A 21,045-nucleotide genomic window follows, 5' to 3' on the forward strand; every position below is an offset into this window, starting at 1 on the left:
CGGTCAGTGACATGCGGGCAAGCCGGGAGCGCCGCACTTCTTCTTTTCCGGAGGCTTTTGCGGCGGAGGCGGAGGTGGTTTCCTCACCTGTTGCTGCACGACCTTCGGCTGCGGTTGGGGCTTCGGCTGAGCCTGCGGCTTGGGCGCGGGCGGCCTCGCCTGTGCCACGACGTGCGGCGCCGGCCTTGGCTGCGCAGGAGCCGGATTGGCTTGCCGAGGCGGCGCAGCGGCAACACGAGGCTGACTGTGGGCCTGAGGCTGGTTGCTGGGGATAACCTTGGGCTTTGCCGGCGTCGTGGCGGCGACGGCCGGGGCATGCGCATTGGGTTTCGGTGCAGCGGCAACCGAATTCAGTTTGCCGCTTGGCACTGCCTGTGGTGCCGGGGTCTTGGCAATCTGGCTTTGCCCCTTCGCGGCAGGTGCATTGCCAACAGTCGGCTGCGGCTGCCCCTTGGCGCCGGGCAGCGCATGTGCGCCGGCGTTCGGTGTGGCCTGCGGCTGTTGAGCCTGTTTCGTCTGCGCTGCTCCAGCATTGGCCGGCAGCTTGCCCGTGGCGGGCAGAGGCTGACCGTTGGCACCGGGAAGTGCGTGCGCATTGGCATTTGTGCCCTGCTGGGCAGGTTGCGTCGCAACAGCCGGATTATGCGCCGCATTCGGTGCGGCTTGCGGTAATTGCCCCTGCTTCGTTTGAGCCGTTCCCGGATTGACAGGCAGCTTGCCGCCAGCCGGCAGCGGCTGACCGTTGGCGCCGGGAAGCACGTGGGCAGCAGCATTGCCGCCTTGCGGCTGGGCCGATGGCGCAACCGCCGGAGCGGTGCCAGGCGCTGCCTTGACGGCCGCAGCCGGGTTCTGCTTCTGCAGAACCGCAGCCTTCTTCTGCACCGATGGCGGCAGAGCAACATGCAACGCCGCAGCACCAGCCCCGGCGATGACGGCAGCGCCGGCAAGCTTCTGCCCGGTTGTCAATCCAGGTGCCGCAGGTGCAGCCCCGTTCTCATTGACAACAGTGTTGTTGTTGATGACCGTCGTGTTGTTCACGACCGTATTGTGGATGTTGTTGAAGATGACGTTGTTTTCGGGCGGTGCGATATCGCGTGGCGGCTCTACCCAGGCAGGGACTGGAACGAAGACCGGCGCCGGCAGCACATAGACATCGACAGAGGGTTCCGGCGGCGCCAGCACCACGAAATCCGGTGGCGGCGGTGCCAGGAAGACAACGGGCGGCGGCGGTGCATAGCCGAAGTCGGCATCATCGAAATAAAGCACAGGCCGGTCGACATAGACCACTTCCGGCGGCGGAGGCGGCGGCACGTCATACTCGATCACGGTGAATGATGGTGGCGGCTCGAGGGCGGCCTCGAAATGCTCGAGACGGCGGCGGGCGTCCCAGACGTGCGGACCACGCGGATAACGCCTCAGATATGACCAATAGGCCTCCGGCGTGTCGGCAATCCAGGTCTCGCGCCAGGTAATTGCCTCGCGGCGGGCGGCGACAATGGCACGGACACGCCTCACCATGGAATCGTTCGGATAGGCGGCGAGGAAATCCTCATAGCCCTGCAGCGTATCGCGATCGAGCGCGGCGAAATAGGCATCCCGTTCGCCGAAATCTCGGATCGGTTTCGTCCTGTTTGCAACATCCTCGGCGCTCGACACCGCAGCAGCCGGCGCATTCGGACCGCGATCGAAAAAGTTGAATGCATTCTTGAATTTGGAAGCATCCCACGAGATCTCGGCGCCCTTGGTGAGATCGCCGACACGCAAGCGCGTCCGATCGAAGACGTCATCAAGCGACAGGCCACCGACGCGGATCATTTCCGCCAGCGCATGCGCGTAGGAACCATAAGGCCCGGCCTCTTGTGGCGCGACCGTGCCGGGCGCCGCATTGAAGGCAATCAGCTGGTTGGCGTCGGGATCGACCAGTGCCAGACCACCAGCCAGTGGCTGATTGGACTGCACGAAAGGATTGGCCCTCGCCGCATCCAGCACGACGATGCTGCCGCGATTGTTGATGGCCGACAACGATTTGGTGAGGTCGCTCACGCGGATCGCCTGGACGGGGACATCCGTGGCATTGGCGATCTGCGCATCGACAGGCACGAAATAATTATCGCCCTGATATTGCAGGCCGTAACCCGCCAGATAGACGAACACGACGGTATCGGGACCGGACGCGTTCGCTTTCGTCAGAAAGTCGCGCATCGCGTCGCGCATGCCGTTCTGGTCGAGATCGCGCGCACCGATCACGTCGAAGCCCGCAGCCTGCAGCGTTTGCGCGATCAGGCCGGCATCGTTGGCCGGCGTCGGCAGAGCGCCTGCCTTGTAGGCGGCATTGCCCACGACGAACGCTATTCTCTTTTCAGGGGAACCTTGAGCTTCGGCCGGGCTCGCAGCAGCGACACCGACCAAAACCAACATCATGGCAAGAAATGCCCAGATCGTCTTTTTGGATGACAATCCCATCTTCGAAAGCAGAGGCGACATACCGGTTTCTTTCACGAAACATGAGGTGCGTACGGGGATCAACAAGAAATCACTAGGATTTGATTCGGGCGAATGCGCGGCTTATTCCCGGCGGCTTCGCGGCGATGTTACGGTCTATTGACGTTCAGAAGCATCGATTTACAAACCACGCCCAGCCTAAGGCACTTAGCGAAACTTGATCTCACGCCCCACCAAAATGGTGACGCGCCGATAAATCGGTGATAAACGCGCCCCGCGACATCAAACAATAGCGACTTCGCCGCATCCGCCAAGGTTGTGGCATCGAGAGACCAAGATCATGGCTGAGTTCAAATCCGATTTCCTGCACACCCTGCAAGAGCGCGGCTTCATTCATCAGATTTCCGATGAAGCCGGCCTCGACGACCTCTTCACAAAGGAAACCGTGACGGCCTATATCGGCTATGATCCGACGGCATCGAGCCTGCATGTCGGCCATCTCACTCAGATCATGATGCTGCATTGGCTGCAGGCGACCGGCCATCGGCCGATCTCCCTGATGGGCGGCGGCACCGGCATGGTTGGCGACCCCTCCTTCAAGGAAGAGGCCCGCAAGCTGATGACCGTCGACATGATCGAAGACAATATTGCCTCGATCAAGCGCTGCTTCTCGAACTATCTTGATTACAATAAGCCGGGCAATGCGGCCTTGATGATCAACAACGCCGAATGGCTGCGCTCGCTCAATTACCTTGAATTCCTGCGCGACGTCGGTCGGCACTTCTCGGTCAACCGCATGCTGTCCTTCGACAGTGTGAAGACGCGCCTTGACCGCGAGCAGTCGCTGTCGTTCCTCGAATTCAACTATATGATCCTGCAGGCCTACGACTTCGTCGAATTGGCCAAGCGCTACGATTGCCGTTTGCAGATGGGCGGCTCTGATCAGTGGGGCAATATCGTCAATGGCATCGATCTTGGTCACCGCATGGGGACCAAGCAGCTCTTCGCGTTGACATCGCCGCTGCTGACGACCTCTTCAGGTGCCAAGATGGGCAAATCGGCCTCCGGTGCCGTCTGGCTGAATGCCGACCTGCTGCCGGTCTATGATTTCTGGCAGTACTGGCGCAACACTGAGGATGCCGACGTTCCCCGCTTCCTCAAGCTGTTCACGACGCTGCCGATGGACGAGATCGCACGGCTGTCTGCTATTGCAGGCTCGGAACTCAACGAGGTCAAGAAGATCCTCGCGACCGAAGTGACCGCGATCCTTCACGGCCGCACAGCAGCCGAACAGGCAGCCGAAACCGCGCGCAAGACCTTCGAGGAAGGCGGCCTGTCCGAAAACCTGCCGTCGATCGATGTTCCGGCTTCCGAACTCGAAGCTGGTATCGGCCTGCTGGCCCTGATCGTCCGCGCCGGCCTTGCCGGTTCGAACGGCGAAGCTCGCCGCCACGTCCAGGGTGGCGCAGTGCGCATCAACGACCAGGCCATCAGCGACGAGCGCAAGGTCGTCGGCACCGGTGAGATCACCGCCGAAGGCGTGATCAAGCTGTCGCTCGGCAAGAAGAAGCACATCCTGATCCGCCCGGCCGCCTGAAGGGCCGATGCACGGACAACGAACAAAGCCGGCGCCCTCTCGCCGGCTTTTTTGTTTCTGTCTAGCTGAAGGTCGCCGGTTGATGGCATGAACCGGCTTGGTCAGCCGACGCGCGCGGAGCCGGCCCGCAACGTTGATATCGCTTTCAGGAAGGACATGATCACCGCTCCCAATCGTTCGGGCTGATCGTATGGAAGGCCGTGACCGGCGTCAGCGATCAGTTCATATCGAAGCAAGGGATTGAGCTTTTGCAGCTCACGGGCCGCATCCAACGAAACGACCCCTTTATTATCTCCGATCACGAGAAGAATCGGCACGCCTATGCTTTGCACAAGTTCGCGATAGTCGGGATTTGGAGGTGTGAGCACCTCAAATGCGGACATGCTGGTCTGAAGCCTCGCATCAACCAGGCATTCCAGAATCTCCTCTGACCGGGATGGATGTCGAACGCGCGCTTGGGTAAGGAGATCAGCCCTGCTTGAAACCAGCGATCGCCGCTGCTCCTCTGCAATATCGCTTTCAAAAACCTCGCGCTGCCACTCTGGACTTATGAAAGTTGGATCGACCAGGACAACGCCCGAAACCCCTGCTCCGAGTTCGCGAGCGGCCACAGCAGCGGTCATGCCTCCCATCGAATGACCGAGCAATATTGGAGCTTTTAGATTCAATTTCTTTGTGAGCTCGACAACGTCGCCTGCTAGGTCATCATACAAATATCCTCGAGCCGGCGCGCCGGATTTTCCGTGTCCTCGTGCATCCGGCAAGACGACATCAAAGTCATTCTCCAACATACGCGTCAACGGCGCCAAACACGCGCCGCTCCCGAGCAACCCATGCAGCGCTACCAGCGGAAGATAATGGCCGCCTGTTCGCAGATAGTGAATGTCGATGCCGTTTGCATTGCAGTTGCCAGTCGTCCAACCGACAAGGCACGATTTGCTTTGGGTCATGTCTCTTAGAGTGCCATAGCTTATCTGGAACATCGATAGAAACGTCGCGCCAGAACGTTCAAGCCGATACTGCGATGCTTGAAGGCTGCCGGTCTATAAGTTCAAACCCTGACGCTTGGCTAATTTTCTGCATTTGCGATGTCGGATCGCGACCTGCCCATTCGTCCTCTGTTAAGGTTCCAATCCTGGAGGTGGATTATGGATGAATTGCCGGTAATCAAGACAAGGCGCAAGGGCCGAAGCTCTACCCAAAGCATGTTGATTCCCAGCGAGGAGATGGTTGCTCGCGCGCTCTGGGCAGCGCCTCCGGGCCAATTGTCCGATATTGCGGGGGTAAGACAGGCGCTTGCCAAGCAATATGGCGCAGATGCCTGTTGCCCTGTCACCGTTCAGCGACATTTGGTGCAGATCAGTCAAAGCGGCGCGGCTCCGTTTTGGCGTATCGTGGACCCCGATCGACCATTCGCCCGGCGCATGAGCGGTGGCGCCGAACGCATACGTGAGCGGTTGGCGAACGAAAAATAGCCACGCGCAGCCCTATTCTATCGCAAGGAACGAGCCTCAGCGTCGCGCCGCCTCAATATTCAAATATCTGCCTGAAAACACCCGGCGCGATGATCGAAAGAGGATTGATCTGCAGGTTCGATTTCTCGATCGTGCCGGTCAGCCTGAAGGTAATACCAATCAAGCCGCGATCGCTGCCATTGCCCAGGATGAAGCCGACGATCGGAACTTCGGCGAACAGCCGGTTCAGGCCATACGCGGGCATGAAGGTTCCCGTCATATCCATCTTGCCATTGGCGTCCTTCAGCGTGCCCTGGAACGTCGCCCCGACCTGCACGCCACGTACCACGCCGTTTTCGACCGAGAGCACCCCATCGCGCATCACCAGCCGCGCAAAGCCGCGCTCGAAATTCTGCGAACGCGTATCGATATTCTGCTTCACGGCCGAATTCAGGCTCTTGCCGTTCTTTCCGCTCGGCGTCGACACGATGGTCGAGAGTTTCTTGTCATCGATGATGGCGAAGTTGCGGATATCGAGCGAGCCGTCCCAGTCGTCTTGCCCGATCGAGCGCAGCGACAGATTGAGCAACCCACCCTGCAAATGCTTATAGAGGTCGGTGAAGCGCGCAACGGCGCCGGCATCGCCGCTCGTGATACGGATGACGCCGTTGGCGCCTTTGCTCATCTGGGTGACGAGCGCTTCGCCGCTACGAGTGACGCCGGAAAAATCCGCAGCAGTCGTCTTGCCGCCGGCAATCGAATAGACGCCCTTGACATTGCCGACGGTCTCATCGTTGAAACCGATAACCTTGTCGAGATTGGCGCGAACGGTCGCGCTCGCCGAAGCGTCTCCGTCCGAACTCTGCTGGCCGCCCGATGTGGACGCCTTCAGACGTGCAAGGATCGGACGTATGTCGGCGGAATTACCCGATATCGCCACGTCGTAGCCGCCACTCTTGCCTCGCTTCAGCGAGAGCGCGAAATCATCGAGCGCCGAGAGCTTCACACTGTCGAAGCTTGCCGACGTGAGGCTCCCCTTGCTGATGAGCAGATCGCCGCTGGCGCCGAACCCATCCCCCTTGAGCATGAAATTCTTGAGCGTCGTCTGGCTGTCTGGACCGGATGCCTCGAACTGCGCTGTCGCCGCAATGCCGCTGCCCTTCGACCAGCCGACCCACGGCACGGTCAGAGCCGCCTTGCCGAGGTCGACCTTGACGCCTTGGCGATCATCGTCGATGCGCGTCAACTCCACTCTGACAGGCCCATCGATTATATCCCGAAGTCCAGGCAGTACGGTATTGCGTTGCGTATCGGTCAGCGTCGCCGTGATCACGCGGGCGCGCCTGACGGTCGATTTGCTGTCGGTCGGCTCCACCATGTCGATCTGGGCCGGAATACTGTCGATCTGGGCCTGGGCTTGCAGATGCACGGATTGCGGATCGGCCGAAATCACGCCGGTCAGATTGTCGATCTTGCGATTGTTCATCGGCTTCAGCAGATCGACATTGTCGAGATTGAGCTTCGCCTGCCAGTCCGGCGGAGGCGGCTGCTGATCCTTGATAAGCCCTATCCTGGCATCGACCTTGGCGACGATCTTGCCGTTGAAATCCTCCGGCTTGAATTCGGTCCGTTGAAGCACTTCAAGCGGCTTGTAGGTCAGAAGTTCGCCGATCGCATCGCCGGAGCCTGAAATCGTCAAATCAAGATCAGCCATTAGCGGCTTGTCGTAGGTCGCCGGGATCGAGAAGCTGCTGTCGCTCAGCGTGATCGTGCGGCCGGTCGGAAAGTAGGACGTGGCCGTCGCAATATCGACGACCATATTCGGACCGGTCAGATCGAAATGGGCCTTGGTATCGCGCAACGGCGGGATTTCTCCCGGCACGTTCATGCGCGCCCCGTCGATGTCGAAGGCGATATGCAATTCGTTCTTGCCAAGCTGCAGCTTGCCGGTCTGTGACGCTTCCCGCAGTCGGCCAGCCGGAATGAAGACCGATATGGCGGCATTGGTCACCGACCCGCCGAAAAGGTTGCCCTCGACCCAGATCCTGGGTTTCGAAGCCATCCAGAAAGGCCAAAGCTGCTTGACAACAGTCGTGTCGAGCTTGTCCGCGCGGCCGCCGAAGCTGATCTCCGGCGAGCTGTCGCCGAGCTTCATATGCAGGGAGCCGAAAAGCGCGCCCTGCGGCGTCGATATGCCGAGATTGTCGAACTGGAATTCCTTGGTTGCGGAAAAGAACCGTCCGGTGGCGCGACCGTCGAAGCTGACGGGCTTTTCCCCTGAGAGAGATGAGGCGGCGACGCCGTCCTTGATCACGAAGTCGATGCCGAAGCCCTTGCCTGCGTTAGCGTCGACACGATCGAGATCGATGACCGCGCCGGAAAATGGAGCAATCGTCCGGAGAAACTGCGCTTTTGACGGCGCAATCTCGAGGGTCTGGTGATCGAAGTTGTAGGCGAGGTTGATATTGGCCTGCGTCAACTCCTGCACATCATGGTCCATATAGAGGACACCGGGCTGGACATTGATGGTAGCGCTCAGCTTGGGATCGACGCCTGCCTCGCCCTTGACGGCCGAAAGCGTGACGTCCCCGAAGGCCATTAGCCCCTGTCGCGGCGTACCATTCGGGTCATAGGTCATCGTGAGCGGCTTGAGATCGAGATTGGATATCTTGGCCGCCAGCGAGGAGCTTTGGCCGGCCTCCTTTTGATCCGCCCTCACATCCAGGAGCGCCACGGATCCGTTGAGCGCAACCTGGCCATAGAGATGTAGAGAATTGGGCGCAACGCGCTCGAAGGTCAGATTGTCGACGACAAGAGAGATGGGATCACCCTCCTGTCGTGCCAGCTTCATCGAGAAGCCGGAAATGCGCACGGAATTCGTGCCGCCGCGCTGGACGAAATGTTCAAGGAAATCGAGATTGTCGAAGGCCGCATTCAGGGCCTTGGGCAAGGCATCGACGCGCAAGGCAGTCCAATCGACGGGATCGCCTTGCGGCAGCAGCGAGGTGTCGAGCGCGATGCCCTCTGCCGCAACGCTTGCCACTTCCACCCGGCCCTCGATGAGGGCCAGCGGGTCCAGCTCCATGTTGACGGCCGACATCGTCGACAGATGCTTGCCGCTCTCCTGATCGACGACGTTGACGTCGCGCGCTTCCAGCGCCAGCCGCAGATTAGGGGTAAACCGGATCACGGTCGCGCCTACTTCTGCCTTGTAACGCGGGCCGATGGCCTGATCGAGAGCCGTCTGCGCCTTCTGGGACAGCGGCGCATCGAAGATGCCACCTTCGATGGTCGCGATGACAGCTCCGAGAATGATGGCGAGAAATGCAAAGAAAACCAGCGTCATGCGGCAGACATGCCAGACATGCGAGCGACTGCGGCGAGCACGCTCTGGCACATGCACGATCAACGGATCTTCGACCTGAGCGGACGGCAGATGGTCGAGCGACACGAGATCCTTTTTGCGGAATGTTACCTTTTCGCCTCGGATCACTCCTGCGCGTGCCTTTCGCTTATACAATTTTGTTGGTGACGCTGCGTCCCATTGGACGGCACACACGGGCAGTATATATGGCTTACCTCAAGTGTCATCTAAAAAACCGGCAAAAGAAAGGTTTTCCCGTGGCGGAAGTTTTTCCAGTTCAACTGAACATCGGCGACAAAGCACCGGATTTCGATCTCCCGCGCGATGGTGGAGATCACGTTCGTCTTGCCGATTTTGCCGGGAAGCCGCTGGTCATTTATTTCTACCCCAAGGACGATACGACCGCCTGCACGACAGAATCGATTACCTTCACGGCACTCGCTGCCGATTTCGCAAAGCTCGGTGTCGCGCTCCTCGGCGTCTCGCCGGATTCTGTGAAAAGCCATGACAAATTTATTAGGAAGCATGCGCTTTCCGTGCCGCTCGCCTCCGACGAGGAAAAGACCATGGCAATGGCTTACGGCGTCTGGCGGGAAAAGAGCATGTATGGCCGCACCTATATGGGCGTGGTGCGCTCGACCTTCTTGATCGGCGCCGACGGCAAGGTTGCAGGAGTGTGGGACAAGGTCAAAGTCGCCGGCCACGCCGAAGCAGTTCTTGCCGCTGCCAGGGAACTCTGACGACATGGCGGAAACCACCGAAATCATTACATCGCTGCGCGGCGGCGCCATCGCCGCTATCCGCTCAGCCGATCTCGATCTGAAGACCGAACTTGCCCAGGAATCGGCAAGGCGGTGGTTTGCCCGCACCTTGTCGCTGCGTTCACCGCTCGACCCACCGCTCGCCGATCGGCCTGGCCGGCCAGAAAAGCCGGAATTGGTGCCGCCAAAACATATGGAGAAGCGTTCGCTGCATACGCTCAAGGGGCGCATCGCACTGTTGCATGCCATTGCCCATATCGAGCTGAATGCCGTCGATCTGGCGCTCGATATCGTCGCGCGTTTTGCAACTGGCCCGGTCCCCAATTCCTTCTTCGACGGCTGGATGCAGGTTGCCTTCGAGGAAGCCAAGCATTTCCGCATGGTGCGGGCGCGCCTGCGCGAACTCGGTGCAGACTACGGCGATCTGCCCGCCCACGACGGCCTCTGGCAGGCCGCTCATGCGACCCGCACCGATCTCACCGCCCGCTTGGCCGTCGTGCCGCTGATCCTCGAAGCGAGAGGTCTGGACGTGACGCCGGCGCTGCAGGCCAAGATGCGCGAAACCGGCGATCTGGAGAGTGCGGCCGTTCTCGACGTCATCTATAACGACGAAAAAGGCCATGTCGCCGTTGGCGCCAAGTGGTTCCGCTTCCTGTGCGCGCGCGAAAAGCGCGATCCGGCCCGCACCTTCCAGGAATTGGTACGCGCCAACTTCCGCGGTTCGCTGAAGGCACCGTTCAACGATATCGCCCGGGCGGAAGCCGGACTGACGCCTTCCTTCTATCGTTCGCTGACATCTACAAGCAATGCTTGATATACTAGCGTAAAACGGCGCTTTCCGGTATTTAATACTGCCATAGAAAGCATTCATTAACCATAATGCCGTGTACTTCCACTGGGTGCCAAAACGCACCGATTGGGAGATTCTCGGTGACAGCAAAGCCTCAGAACCGGGTTTTCGGCAAGCAACGGCGACATCACACCATTATCCTCGCGAGCGGCGATACGGTGCGCCATATGACCGTGCGCCCATGGATGGCCGCCGTCGCCGTCTGCATGGTCGGGATCTTCTCGATCGGCTATCTCCTGGCAACATCCTATCTCGTGCTGCGCGACGATCTCATCGGCGCGACGATGGCCCGTCAGGCGCGCATGCAATATGACTATGAAGACCGCATCGCCGCTCTACGTGCTCAGGTCGATCGCGTCACCTCCCGCCAACTCCTCGATCAGCAGGTCGTGGAGGAAAAGGTCGACAAGCTGATTGAGCAGCAACAGCAGCTCTCTTCACGCAACGGCAAGCTCAGTACCCTGCTCGACAGGGCAGAGAGTTCCGGCCTGACAGACAAGAGCGCGCACCCGGATGCCAACGCTGCTGCGCCAAAGAACGAGCACGCCCAGTTGACGTCGCCCAAGGCAATCGAAAAGCTTCTCCTGAGCGGCAGACCGGCTGACGCCACACCCGACAATTCCACGCTCGCCTACGTCCCTGCCCCCGAAACCGTTGCCGACCGTGCTGATCGGGTCTTTTCCAAGGTAACGCTGTCGCTGAAGCATATCGAACAGGATCAGCTGTCCCGAATTCGCAACCTCACCGCCGGCGCGTCTGAAACCGCGAGCGAGATCCAGTCGATCATGCAAAATGTCGGCGTAAAAGTTCCGAACGAAGTCGCCAGCGTCAGCAAGGAAGATACGGACGGCGGCGTTGGCGGCCCTTACGTGCCGCCGGAGAATGTCGATCAGTTCGAACAATCCATGGCCGACCTCGATACAGCTTTGACGCATCTGGAGACGGTGCGCGGCGCGGCCGAAAGCCTGCCCTTCCGCAACCCTGCCCCGGGCAAGCTCGTCACCAGCCCCTTCGGCAACCGCAAGGACCCGTTCTTCGGCACGCTGGCACTTCATACTGGTACCGATTTCCATTTCAGCCCCGGCGAAAAGATCAAGGCCACCGCCCCTGGCAAGGTGGTTTCGGCAGGATGGACCGGCGGTTACGGCAACATGGTGGAGATCGACCATGGCGATGGTATCTCCACCCGTTATGGACATATGGAGCAGGTCCTTGTCAAAGTCGGCGACAAAGTCGGCGCTGGCGACGCGATCGGTCTTGCCGGTAGCACCGGACGCTCGACAGGAACACATCTGCATTATGAAGTGCGCGAGAACGGACATCCCATAGACCCGATGTATTTCATCGGCGCCGGCACGAAACTCGCAAGTTACATCAGCGGATTGGGCGCAATTTAGCTGCGGGAATTGTGACAAACGCGCAACAAAGATGGCACTAATCCGAAAATTGCGTTATGAATGAACTTCAGGCCTGTTGAAGCGCCTGCTTTCCTTGACTTCCCGGGTATTTGGTTCTATGTCGCGCTGCATTGCGGCACGCTCCTGCGTGTCGACTCATGGTGTTCGACTGAACCAAGACGGAATTAGATTTCCCTTTGACAACATTTGCTGACCTTGGCCTGAGCCAAAAAGTCCTTTCCGCGGTGACTGACGCGGGTTACACCACACCGACTCCGATCCAGGCCGGTGCAATCCCCTTTGCGCTTCAGCGCCGCGACATCTGCGGCATTGCCCAGACCGGAACCGGCAAGACGGCCTCCTTCGTGCTGCCGATGCTGACCCTGCTTGAAAAGGGCCGCGCCCGCGCACGCATGCCGCGCACACTGATTCTGGAGCCGACACGCGAGCTCGCAGCGCAGGTTGCCGAAAACTTTGAGAAGTACGGCAAGAACCATCGCCTGAACATCGCCCTGCTGATCGGTGGCGTCTCCTTCGAAGACCAGGATCGCAAGCTGGAACGTGGCGCCGATGTGCTGATCTGCACGCCAGGCCGCCTGCTCGATCATTTCGAGCGCGGCAAGCTGCTGATGAGCGCCGTCGAGATTTTTGTCATCGACGAAGCCGACCGTATGCTCGATATGGGCTTCATCCCGGATATCGAGCGTATCGCCAAGCTCATCCCCTTCACGCGTCAGACACTGTTTTTCTCGGCAACAATGCCGCCGGAAATTCAGAAGCTGGCCGACCGCTTCCTGCAGAATCCGGAACGCGTCGAAGTTGCCAAGCCGGCATCGACGGCGAAGACCGTGACGCAACGCTTCGTTGCCTCGCACGGCAAGGATTACGAAAAGCGCGCGACGCTGCGCGATCTCATCCGCGCTCAGACGGATCTGAAGAACGCGATCATCTTCTGCAATCGCAAGAAGGACGTTTCCGACCTCTTCCGTTCGCTGGATCGCCACGGCTTTTCCGCCGGCGCACTGCACGGTGACATGGACCAGCGCTCGCGCATGACCATGCTGCAGAACTTCAAGGATGGAAACCTGCAGCTGCTCGTCGCCTCCGACGTCGCCGCACGCGGCCTCGACATCCCCGATGTCAGCCACGTCTTCAATTTCGATGTTCCGATCCATTCGGAAGACTACGTTCACCGCATAGGCCGTACCGGCCGTGCTGGCCGCTCCGGCGCCGCCTTCACCATCGTGACGAAGCGCGACACCAAGCACGTCGACGCGATCGAGAAGCTGATCGGCGAAGATGTTCAGTGGCTGAATGGCGATCTTTCGGCGCTACCGCCGGCTGATGAGAGTGGCGACGACAACCGCTCCTCCCGCCGCCGTGACCAGAAGGGTAAGGGCCGCGACCGGGATCGCAGCCGCGGAGGCCGCAGCGCCTCGAGTCATAAATCTGATATCGACGTCGAGGATAATGACGTCGTAGCGATCGAAGCAGCACCAGCAAAGGCCGAAAGCGTGAAGAACGAGCGCAAGTCTGAGAACAACAATAAATCCCATAACGGTTCTCGCAACAGCCACCGGCCCTTCCCTGCTGCCAATGACGATCACCGCGAGCGCCGCAACCGCTATCGCGATCAGGATGACGGCCCGACGCCGGTTGGCTTCGGCGACGATATCCCGGCCTTCATGCTCATCGTTGCAAACGCCAAGGCCTGATAGATCCCGTCCAGACATGCAGCAGGCCGGCTTGCCGGATGCTGCGTCCAACCTCGGGATCTGAATATTGGGCAAGCCCGGCATCGATTTCCCAGGATTAGGAACCGGTCTCGCGATCCTGCGGGACGGTAAGCTTTTGCTCTATCGGCGCCTCAAGGCACCGGAGGCCGGATTCTGGAGCATCGTCGGCGGCAAAGTCGATCATATGGAGCCCGCCGCCAGGGCTGTTGTCCGTGAAGCGGAAGAGGAAAGCGGCCTTTCCATCGGCGAAATCGACTATCTGTGCACACAGGAGGTCATCGTAGATGCCGACTGCCAGCACTGGGTTTCGCTGATCTATGTCTGCAAGGATTTTTCCGGCGAACCTCGACTGATGGAGCCGGACAAGCTCTCCGATTTCGGCTGGTTCGGCCGCGGCGAATTGCCGGCTCAGCTTTCAGAGTTCGCAAAGGCAACGATCGCCCATCTAAGCGAAGCAGATTTCCGCTGACGCCTATTTGTCCGAACGAAGGGCGGCCTCATAGGCAAGCCGCACCCAGCGAGCCATTTCATCCGGATCATCAAAGGCATCGTCGGGTATCGACCAGTAGGGCATGTTGATGGCCTTGCCCTTCTTGCCCTCATAGGCCCAGCGTCGCGCACCGGCTGCCTCGAATTCGGAAGCGCTGGCATCGTCCGCTTTCAGGAGGATCTCATCGTCTACCTCGAGCGCTAAAATCCGCCCCATATGGTAGATTCCCTTGCCGCCGAACATCCGCTTGATGGTGATCGGCCCAAGCGACTGAAACATCTCCTCGATATCGATATTGTCCATTCCCTACCCCTTCAAGACACCACCGGCAGCAACGACGGCCTCTGGCGTATCGACATCAAGATGGGCCGCCTCGCCGATCTCGACATCATTGACCGGAAGCCCCGATGTTTCGATGATATGCCGCGCACCCACATCGCCTTCAAGCCGCATGACCGCGTTCAACACGGATCGTGGCAGGATAACGGGATTGCCGCGCTTGCCGCCGGATACCGCCCGTACGATCGCCTGGCCATTCGCCTGACGAAAGGCTGAGATCAAGGTTTTCAGATCGTCGCTGGTGACGCCAGGCATGTCGGCCAGCATGACAAGAACGCCATCGGCCTTCTGAGCCGTTTGCGTACTGACGCCTGCAACCAGCGAACTGGCCATGCCCGAGGCATAATCCGGATTGAACACCGGTTTGACGGCGAGACCGCTTAATACGCCTTCGATCTCATCGCGACGATGCCCGGTGACGGCGACGATATCCGATACGCCACTTGCAATGGCGATAGATGCCGAACGACGCACAAGCGGCACGCCGTCAAATTCGGCCAGAAGCTTGTGCGAACCACCCTCGCCCATGCGGCTCGCCTTTCCTGCGGCTAACAAGACGATGGCAACCGATATATCCGATGGCGACTTGGCGGCGATGTCGCGTGGCCGCGGGCGTGATTGTATCTCCATGAGCAGACCTCCAACACCCATGCCACCGATATCCTGCCGCGTCGGTCGTTCGCCGGCTAATATGCGATCCAGCACCCAATCGAAACCATTCTCCTTTGGGCTGCGCGCGCATCCCGGCGCCCCGACGACATAGACATCTCCCACGCTGCCCAGAACCAATAAGTTACCGGGATCGACGGGCATGCCGACCTGGATGACCTCGCCGCCGGCAAGCCGGATCGCTTCCGGGATGACATCGCCGGTATCGATGACCGCCGAAGCGCCAAAGACGATCACCAGCTTCGGCATTCGATCGGACGCCGCCAGCGCACGACGGATCGCATCGGCAACGTCTCTTGCCCTGTGCACAACGCGCTCTTCCCGCTGCAGCCCGCTGCCCGAAGGCTGCAGGCGCTGCGAAAGTATCCTCGCCGTCTTGTCCATGACCGAGGCCTTCAGCGACGGCAGCTCCGTGGCAACAAGCGAAACGGCATGCGGCACGAATGGCTTGACCTCGAAAACCGGCATTCCCCTTAGAATCTCGACACCTGCAGCGATTTTAGCGCCCGAAACGGCAAGCGGAATGATCTTGAAGGTCGCGACCATGTCGCCCACCCGCACAGGTACATGATCGGCAAGACAGGCGAGCGTAATCGCCGGATCGAGATTGTTGATCCGATCGACCGCTTCACGATTTGCAACGAAAAGGCCATCGACTGCGCTATGGACATTCACCCGTCCTGTCGCCGCTTCGGAAAAAGTCAGATGATCGGGTGCGACAGCCCGCGCCAGTCGGTCGGCCGCCTCGTCTTCCATGAGATCGCCCGGCTCGATACGCGCGGCGATAATGTGGTCGATTCCGGCCGCAGCGAGCCGCACGATATCGTCACCGACAAGCCTATGCCCTTTCGAGAAACTGCCATCGGCCAGCCGGACAGAATGGGCGAGAACTGCCCCCTCCGCCTCCGCCGTCAAAAATTCACCGAAGATCATAGCGCAGTGCCTTTTGGCGACGAGACATCCCGCCCGCGAAGCGAACCGATAATTTCAGCCAGAATGGCAACCGCGATCTCGGCCGGGCTTGCGGCGCCGATGGCAAGTCCGATCGGCGCATGAATGCGGGTAAGCTCGGCGTCGGTTAAACCCTCGCGCTTCAAGCGATCGAGCCGGCCGGCATGGGTCTTGCGGCTGCCGAGCGCACCGACGTAGAAACAGCCAGTCTTCAGCGCCTGGATGATGGGTTCGTCATCGATCTTCGGATCGTGGGTCACGGCGACCAGCGCCATATAGCTGTCGAGCGGTCTTTCCTTGAGCACATCCACCGGCCAGTCGGCAATCAGGTCGATGCCTTCGAACCGTTCCGGCGTTGCAAAGGCAGTGCGCGGATCGATGATCGTCACGTCGAAGCCAGCAAGGGCCGCCATACGCGCCAGGATCTGGCTGATATGCACGGCGCCGATGATGACGATGCGCGGCGGCGGCAGATGCACGTTGAAGAACAGGCTCTGCCCGCCGACATCAAGCGCCGCGGACTTGCCTGAACGGAATACCGCTGAAGCAGCATCGGCGAGAGCGCCTTCCAGCACATCGCCCTCCACGATCAGCCGATCCGCTCCACCGGAAAGATCAGTGACGAGGATCGCCGCCTGCCGCCTGCGCCGCATCTCATTCAGCCGCGCCAATATCTGACGGTCCATCAGGCGAGCCTTTCAACGTAGACGCGGATGCGGCCGCCGCAGGAAAGGCCGACCCGCCAGGCGGTCTCATCGGCAACGCCGAATTCCAGCATGCGCGACTTGCCGGTCTCGATGACGTCAAGCGCCTCGGTGATGACGGCGCCTTCGACGCAACCGCCGGAAACCGAGCCATGAAAATTACCTTCGCCGTCAATCACGAGATGACTGCCCGAGGGCCGTGGCGCCGAACCCCAGGTATCGACGACCGTCGCCATGGCCACGCTGCGGCCTGCCGACACCCATTCCTCCGCGATCACAAGCGGATCCAGACTTTCGGATATATCTGACATCGGAGCCTCATTGCTTGCCGAGAAACCGTCGCGGATCATAGGTATCCGCGCGGCCGGCTGTGAGGGCCGATACGAGATCGGCCAGAGATAATAGATTGTGAACGGGACGGAATTCGTCAACATGCGGCAGCATCGCTTTTACACCGCGAGCGCGTGCCTCGAAACCCTCGAAGCGCAGCAAAGGGTTGAGCCAGATGAGCCGCCGACAGGAGCGATGCAGGCGATCCATTTCTTGCGCCAGTAATTCCACGCCTTCGCGCTCCAGCCCATCAGTGATCAAGAGCACGATCGCGCCCTGTCCCAGCACCCGACGCGCCCAGAGTTTGTTGAATTCCGTCAGCGTCTCGCCGATCCGTGTCCCGCCGGACCAGTCGCGCACGGCCACCGCGCATTCATCCAGCGCCTGATCGGGGTCCTTGTGGCGCATCGCCCGTGTCACGTTGGTCAGGCGTGTGCCGAACAGAAACGTATGCACACGTCGCCGCCGCTCGGTCAGCACATGCAGGAAATGCAGGAAGATACGCGTATACTGGCTCATCGAGCCGGAGATATCGGCGAGAACGACCAATGGCGGCTGTATTTCCTTCGGTCGCCGAAAGCGCGGCAGAATCAGCGCCCCTCCCGTGCGCAGCGCTGAGCGCATTGTCGCCCGCGGATCGACCTTGACCGGCGTGAGGGATGGAGCAAAACGGCGTGTACGGACCCGGTCGAGCGGCAATCGCAGCTTTTCGAGTTCCTTCTTGGCGACCGCAATCTCGGCTGCCGACATCTGCGCGAAGTCCAGATGGCGCAAGACCTCACTGCCGGAGGTGGTAAAGCGCCCATCGATCTCGACATCAGGCGTCTCGTGCTGCGGCTGCCGGTCGTTGCGATTGTTCAGCAAGGCATCGCTTGCCCGGCTCTCACCCGGCTTCGGCTTTTCCTTCTCGCGATGATCCGGGGCAACAGGCGACATCATCGCGATCATCTTGGCGACCAGATCGCGCGAGCGCCAGAACAGCCGGAACGCTTCGTCGAAAACAGCAAGATCTTCATGCCGCTTGACGAAGACGGAACAGAGGGCGGCATGGAACTCGTCGCGGGAGCCGATGCCGATAGCCTCGACCGCTTCGATAGCGTCGGCAATGGCACCAGGTCCGATCTTCAACCCGGCCTTGCGCAGCGTCCGACCGAACAGCACGATATTATCGGCGAGGTGCCCGTCACCGGCTGGTGACGACGCTACGATAGTGCCATCTTGCCCACCCGGTTCCATGGCTCAACCTGCTGCGAGCAGCTCCAATTTCACTTCATCCAGGACGCGCTTGCCCTCGGCGCCCTGGATGCGAGCGATATCATCCTGGTATTTCAACAGTGTGCCCAAAGTGTCAGAAACTGTTTCGGGATCGAGCGCCAGACGATCGAGTTCGGTCAGGGCGGTCGCCCAGTCGATCGTTTCGGCAACCCCCGGGTTCTTGAAAAGGTCGAGCGTGCGCAGCTTCTGCACATAGGCGACGATCTGCCGCGAGAGCGCTTCGTTGCAGCCAGGCACCTTGCGGCGGATGATTTCGAGCTCCTGATCGGCCTGCGGATAGTCGACCCAATGATAGAGGCAGCGCCGTTTCAGGGCGTCGTGCACTTCGCGCGTTCGATTGGTGGTGATGATGACAATCGGCGGCTCCGCGGCGCGGATCGTGCCGAGTTCCGGCACCGTCACCTGAAAATCGGACAGCACTTCCAGCAGGAAGGCCTCGAAAGCCTCATCCGTGCGATCCAGCTCGTCGATCAAGAACACGGGCGCGCGTCCGCCAACGGCCGATAGCGCTTGCAGCACCGGACGGCGGATCAGATAGCGCTCGGAAAAGATATCCGCCTCGATACGGTCGCGATCAGTGAGGCCCGATGCTTCGGCGAGCCGTATTTCCAGCATCTGGGCCGGATAGTTCCATTCGTAGACGGCCGAGGAAACATCAAGCCCTTCGTAACACTGCAGCCGGATGAGCGGCCGGTCGAGAGCCTTCGACAGGACCTTGGCGATTTCGGTCTTGCCGACACCGGCCTCGCCCTCCAAAAAGAGCGGCCGCTTCATCTTCAACGCGAGAAAAAGAACCGTGCCGAGCGCGCGTCCAGCCAGATAGTCATGAGCGCCGAGCAGCGCCATCGTCTCATCGATCGAACTCGGCAGCGAAGGTAATGTCTGATCCGCCATGATAACTCCCTTGCAGGGGTTATAGCGTGTGATAGCCCCGGTTCATATAGAGCAATGCCGGCTTTGGCTCGCTGTAGCGTATGGCCATCACCTCGCCGAAGATGATGTTGTGCGTGGACGCCTGCTTGATCTCGAGCACGCGGCAATCGAAAGCGGCAAGCGCATCGCTGAGCACGGGCGCACCCGTCACCAACGTCTCGAACTTGCCGGCAGCGAAGCGTTCGTCCACGGTAAGCTGCGTCTTTCCAGAAAAGGCGTCGGCCAGGGATTGATGGTCCGCACCAAGGGTATTCAGAGCAAAAATGCCGCTCTTGAAGAATATCTCGTTCTTGGCGTTGCTATTATTGAGGCAGATCAGAACAGTGGCCGGGCTATCCGACACCGAACAGGCGGCGGTGATCGTGACACCACGTCGTTCCGAACCTAGCGCGGTCGTCACCAGCTGCACATGCCCCGCATAACGGCTCATGGCATCGCGATAAAGCGCCGGGTCCATACGTTGCCTGTCTAGCACCACCGTCTCCTTTGTTGAGTCGTGCTTGCCTGTCATTCAATATGACGGTCAGGTGTTAGCTTTTCTACAATAGCATTATTGAAAACAGAGCGATTTTGCTGCTTTTTCTTTGACGATGCCCTTGAGACGGATAAATAGGGCAGGAAAATTGTCCGGGATACTCCATCGATGAACGTTCTGCGTCGCCTTCCGCTCCTGTTTGCGCTGCTTTCGGCAGCCGGCAGCAGCTATGCCGCGGGAATCCACATCGGCGTCGTGGCACCGCAGGACGGTAATTTCGCGACGCTCGGCGCACAAATCATCGCCGGCGCCAATTTCGACATACAAGCGCATAACAACACGGCGACCATTGTCGGCGAGCCCTGTACCGAAGATGGCGGCCGGGCCGCCGCCGAAGCCCTAATTGCGGCAAAGGTGCAAGTGGCAATCGGCTTTCTCTGCACGGAAACGCTGGAAGGTGCCTTGCCGCGCCTTAAGGAAGCCGGCATTCCGGCGATTACCGTCTCCGTGCGCTCGCGCATCCTCATGGAAGATGCACTGAAGAATGGATGGCCACTCTTCCGCCTCGCCCCGGTCGATAGTGCCGAGGCGGCGATGGCCATCACCACCATCCTGAAAAATTGGGCAGCAGAGCCGATGGCGCTGATCGACGACGGCACGATCCACGGACGGGAGCTGGTTGGGGCGATCCGCAACGCTCTTGAGGAAAAAGGCCTGAAGCCCGTCTTCACGGATACTTATAGGCCGGGCCAAGACCAGCAGATCGCGCTTGTGCGCCGTCTCAAAAAGGCCGGTGCCACGCGCGTTTTTATCGGCGGTGATCGCAGCGATGTCGCAGTAATTGCACGTGACGCCAAGAACGAAAATATTCCGCTAACCATCATGGGCGGCGATGCCATGCGCGCCGCTGATCAGCCGGTACCTCTTTTGGAAGGTGTGCAGGCAATTGCGCTGCCCGACTATGCCAATCTGTTCGTAGCACAGCCATACGTACAAAATTTGCGCGCCGCCGGTATCGAACCGGATGGATATGTTCTGCCGGCTGCGGCCGCCTCTCAGATCGCCAATCAGGCGGGGGAAGATGCAAAAAAGGCAGGAAACAAGTCTATAGCCGATGAGCTTGTCGGTACGTCTTTCCTGACTGCAATCAACGTGTTCACGTTCGGCCCTAACCACGAATTGACCGAAAATCCTTATTGGCTGCAAGAATGGCGTGGCAACACCTTCGTGCGAGTTAAGGCTCCGTCGAACTAAGGCGATCCGTTCGGGCGGTTGTTC

Annotated in this window: 18 protein-coding genes; 8 read left to right on the forward strand and 10 right to left on the reverse strand. The window is 59.9% G+C overall.

The window, feature by feature from the left end; translation table 11 throughout:
- Positions 1-3: 3 nt before the first annotated feature.
- Positions 4-2,463 (reverse strand): caspase family protein, encoded by a 2,460-nt coding sequence (locus AC13Q5_RS30370; protein WP_488504263.1) that lies wholly within the window; start codon positions 2,461-2,463, stop codon positions 4-6.
- 319 nt (positions 2,464-2,782) lie between these two features.
- Between AC13Q5_RS30370 and tyrS the strand changes: the two genes are divergently transcribed.
- Positions 2,783-4,039: a tyrosine--tRNA ligase gene (tyrS, locus tag AC13Q5_RS30375; RefSeq protein ID WP_488504207.1), complete on the forward strand. Its 1,257-nt coding sequence runs from the start codon at positions 2,783-2,785 to the stop codon at positions 4,037-4,039.
- A gap of 101 nt (positions 4,040-4,140) precedes the next feature.
- Here the strand turns inward: tyrS and AC13Q5_RS30380 are convergent, their stop codons facing one another.
- On the reverse strand, positions 4,141-5,022 hold the full coding sequence (locus AC13Q5_RS30380) for an alpha/beta fold hydrolase (RefSeq protein WP_488504208.1): 882 nt from the start codon (positions 5,020-5,022) through the stop codon (positions 4,141-4,143).
- Between the two features lie 165 nt (positions 5,023-5,187).
- Between AC13Q5_RS30380 and AC13Q5_RS30385 the strand changes: the two genes are divergently transcribed.
- A complete protein-coding gene (locus AC13Q5_RS30385) occupies positions 5,188-5,514 on the forward strand; it encodes a hypothetical protein (RefSeq protein ID WP_075850611.1) in 327 nt (108 codons plus the stop codon).
- A gap of 52 nt (positions 5,515-5,566) precedes the next feature.
- Here AC13Q5_RS30385 and AC13Q5_RS30390 read toward each other — a convergent pair whose 3' ends face one another.
- Positions 5,567-8,986: a YhdP family protein gene (locus tag AC13Q5_RS30390; RefSeq protein WP_488504209.1), complete on the reverse strand. Its 3,420-nt coding sequence runs from the start codon at positions 8,984-8,986 to the stop codon at positions 5,567-5,569.
- 128 nt (positions 8,987-9,114) lie between these two features.
- On the opposite strand from AC13Q5_RS30390, the gene AC13Q5_RS30395 reads away from it, so the two are divergent.
- From AC13Q5_RS30395 to AC13Q5_RS30415, 5 genes are all read left to right on the forward strand, one after another.
- A complete protein-coding gene (locus AC13Q5_RS30395) occupies positions 9,115-9,597 on the forward strand; it encodes a peroxiredoxin (RefSeq protein WP_488504264.1) in 483 nt (160 codons plus the stop codon).
- A gap of 4 nt (positions 9,598-9,601) precedes the next feature.
- Entirely contained in the window at positions 9,602-10,432 is an 831-nt protein-coding gene (locus AC13Q5_RS30400; protein ID WP_457881154.1) for a ferritin-like domain-containing protein, read from the forward strand.
- A gap of 116 nt (positions 10,433-10,548) precedes the next feature.
- On the forward strand, positions 10,549-11,865 hold the full coding sequence (locus tag AC13Q5_RS30405) for a peptidoglycan DD-metalloendopeptidase family protein (protein ID WP_457881153.1): 1,317 nt from the start codon (positions 10,549-10,551) through the stop codon (positions 11,863-11,865).
- Positions 11,866-12,062: 197 nt separating this feature from the next.
- Positions 12,063-13,580 carry a DEAD/DEAH box helicase gene (locus AC13Q5_RS30410; RefSeq protein WP_457881152.1) on the forward strand — a complete coding sequence of 506 codons (1,518 nt, stop codon included), beginning with the start codon at positions 12,063-12,065 and terminating at the stop codon, positions 13,578-13,580.
- A 67-nt stretch (positions 13,581-13,647) separates the two neighbouring features.
- Positions 13,648-14,070 carry an NUDIX domain-containing protein gene (locus AC13Q5_RS30415; RefSeq protein WP_075850617.1) on the forward strand — a complete coding sequence of 141 codons (423 nt, stop codon included), beginning with the start codon at positions 13,648-13,650 and terminating at the stop codon, positions 14,068-14,070.
- A 3-nt stretch (positions 14,071-14,073) separates the two neighbouring features.
- On the opposite strand, the gene AC13Q5_RS30420 is transcribed toward AC13Q5_RS30415, so the two are convergent.
- From AC13Q5_RS30420 to AC13Q5_RS30450, 7 genes are read right to left on the reverse strand one after another with little or no spacing between them, the layout of a single operon-like run.
- Positions 14,074-14,394: a TfoX/Sxy family protein gene (locus AC13Q5_RS30420; protein ID WP_075850618.1), complete on the reverse strand. Its 321-nt coding sequence runs from the start codon at positions 14,392-14,394 to the stop codon at positions 14,074-14,076.
- A gap of 3 nt (positions 14,395-14,397) precedes the next feature.
- Complete coding sequence (locus AC13Q5_RS30425) at positions 14,398-16,032, reverse strand: NTP transferase domain-containing protein (RefSeq protein ID WP_488504210.1); 1,635 nt, start codon at positions 16,030-16,032, stop codon at positions 14,398-14,400.
- Entirely contained in the window at positions 16,029-16,736 is a 708-nt protein-coding gene (locus AC13Q5_RS30430; protein ID WP_488504211.1) for an XdhC family protein, read from the reverse strand. The genes AC13Q5_RS30425 and AC13Q5_RS30430 overlap by 4 nt, the downstream gene beginning before the upstream one ends.
- On the reverse strand, positions 16,736-17,065 hold the full coding sequence (locus AC13Q5_RS30435; RefSeq protein WP_069613195.1) for an XdhC family protein: 330 nt from the start codon (positions 17,063-17,065) through the stop codon (positions 16,736-16,738). The genes AC13Q5_RS30430 and AC13Q5_RS30435 overlap by 1 nt, the downstream gene beginning before the upstream one ends.
- Positions 17,066-17,072: 7 nt before the next feature.
- Positions 17,073-18,320: a vWA domain-containing protein gene (locus AC13Q5_RS30440; protein WP_488504212.1), complete on the reverse strand. Its 1,248-nt coding sequence runs from the start codon at positions 18,318-18,320 to the stop codon at positions 17,073-17,075.
- A 3-nt stretch (positions 18,321-18,323) separates the two neighbouring features.
- Positions 18,324-19,253 (reverse strand): AAA family ATPase, encoded by a 930-nt coding sequence (locus AC13Q5_RS30445; RefSeq protein WP_488504213.1) that lies wholly within the window; start codon positions 19,251-19,253, stop codon positions 18,324-18,326.
- A gap of 19 nt (positions 19,254-19,272) precedes the next feature.
- A complete protein-coding gene (locus tag AC13Q5_RS30450; protein ID WP_208621517.1) occupies positions 19,273-19,749 on the reverse strand; it encodes a flavin reductase in 477 nt (158 codons plus the stop codon).
- A gap of 186 nt (positions 19,750-19,935) precedes the next feature.
- Here AC13Q5_RS30450 and AC13Q5_RS30455 point away from each other — a divergent pair, with 186 nt between their 5' ends.
- A complete protein-coding gene (locus AC13Q5_RS30455) occupies positions 19,936-21,021 on the forward strand; it encodes a branched-chain amino acid ABC transporter substrate-binding protein (RefSeq protein WP_075850624.1) in 1,086 nt (361 codons plus the stop codon).
- Positions 21,022-21,045 lie beyond the last annotated feature (24 nt).

The organism is Martinezella sp. CNPSo 3964, assembly GCF_057784375.1.

Coding starts and splice junctions, on each gene's coding strand:
- AC13Q5_RS30400 (WP_457881154.1), top strand. CDS start 9,602: ATGGCGGAAACCACCGAAATCATTACATCGCTGCGCGGCGGCGCCATC.
- AC13Q5_RS30370 (WP_488504263.1), bottom strand. CDS start 2,463: ATGGGATTGTCATCCAAAAAGACGATCTGGGCATTTCTTGCCATGATG.
- AC13Q5_RS30435 (WP_069613195.1), bottom strand. CDS start 17,065: ATGTCAGATATATCCGAAAGTCTGGATCCGCTTGTGATCGCGGAGGAA.
- AC13Q5_RS30430 (WP_488504211.1), bottom strand. CDS start 16,736: ATGGACCGTCAGATATTGGCGCGGCTGAATGAGATGCGGCGCAGGCGG.
- AC13Q5_RS30425 (WP_488504210.1), bottom strand. CDS start 16,032: ATGATCTTCGGTGAATTTTTGACGGCGGAGGCGGAGGGGGCAGTTCTC.
- AC13Q5_RS30450 (WP_208621517.1), bottom strand. CDS start 19,749: ATGGACCCGGCGCTTTATCGCGATGCCATGAGCCGTTATGCGGGGCAT.
- AC13Q5_RS30445 (WP_488504213.1), bottom strand. CDS start 19,253: ATGGCGGATCAGACATTACCTTCGCTGCCGAGTTCGATCGATGAGACG.
- tyrS (WP_488504207.1), top strand. CDS start 2,783: ATGGCTGAGTTCAAATCCGATTTCCTGCACACCCTGCAAGAGCGCGGC.
- AC13Q5_RS30385 (WP_075850611.1), top strand. CDS start 5,188: ATGGATGAATTGCCGGTAATCAAGACAAGGCGCAAGGGCCGAAGCTCT.
- AC13Q5_RS30440 (WP_488504212.1), bottom strand. CDS start 18,320: ATGGAACCGGGTGGGCAAGATGGCACTATCGTAGCGTCGTCACCAGCC.
- AC13Q5_RS30455 (WP_075850624.1), top strand. CDS start 19,936: ATGAACGTTCTGCGTCGCCTTCCGCTCCTGTTTGCGCTGCTTTCGGCA.
- AC13Q5_RS30420 (WP_075850618.1), bottom strand. CDS start 14,394: ATGGACAATATCGATATCGAGGAGATGTTTCAGTCGCTTGGGCCGATC.
- AC13Q5_RS30380 (WP_488504208.1), bottom strand. CDS start 5,022: ATGTTCCAGATAAGCTATGGCACTCTAAGAGACATGACCCAAAGCAAA.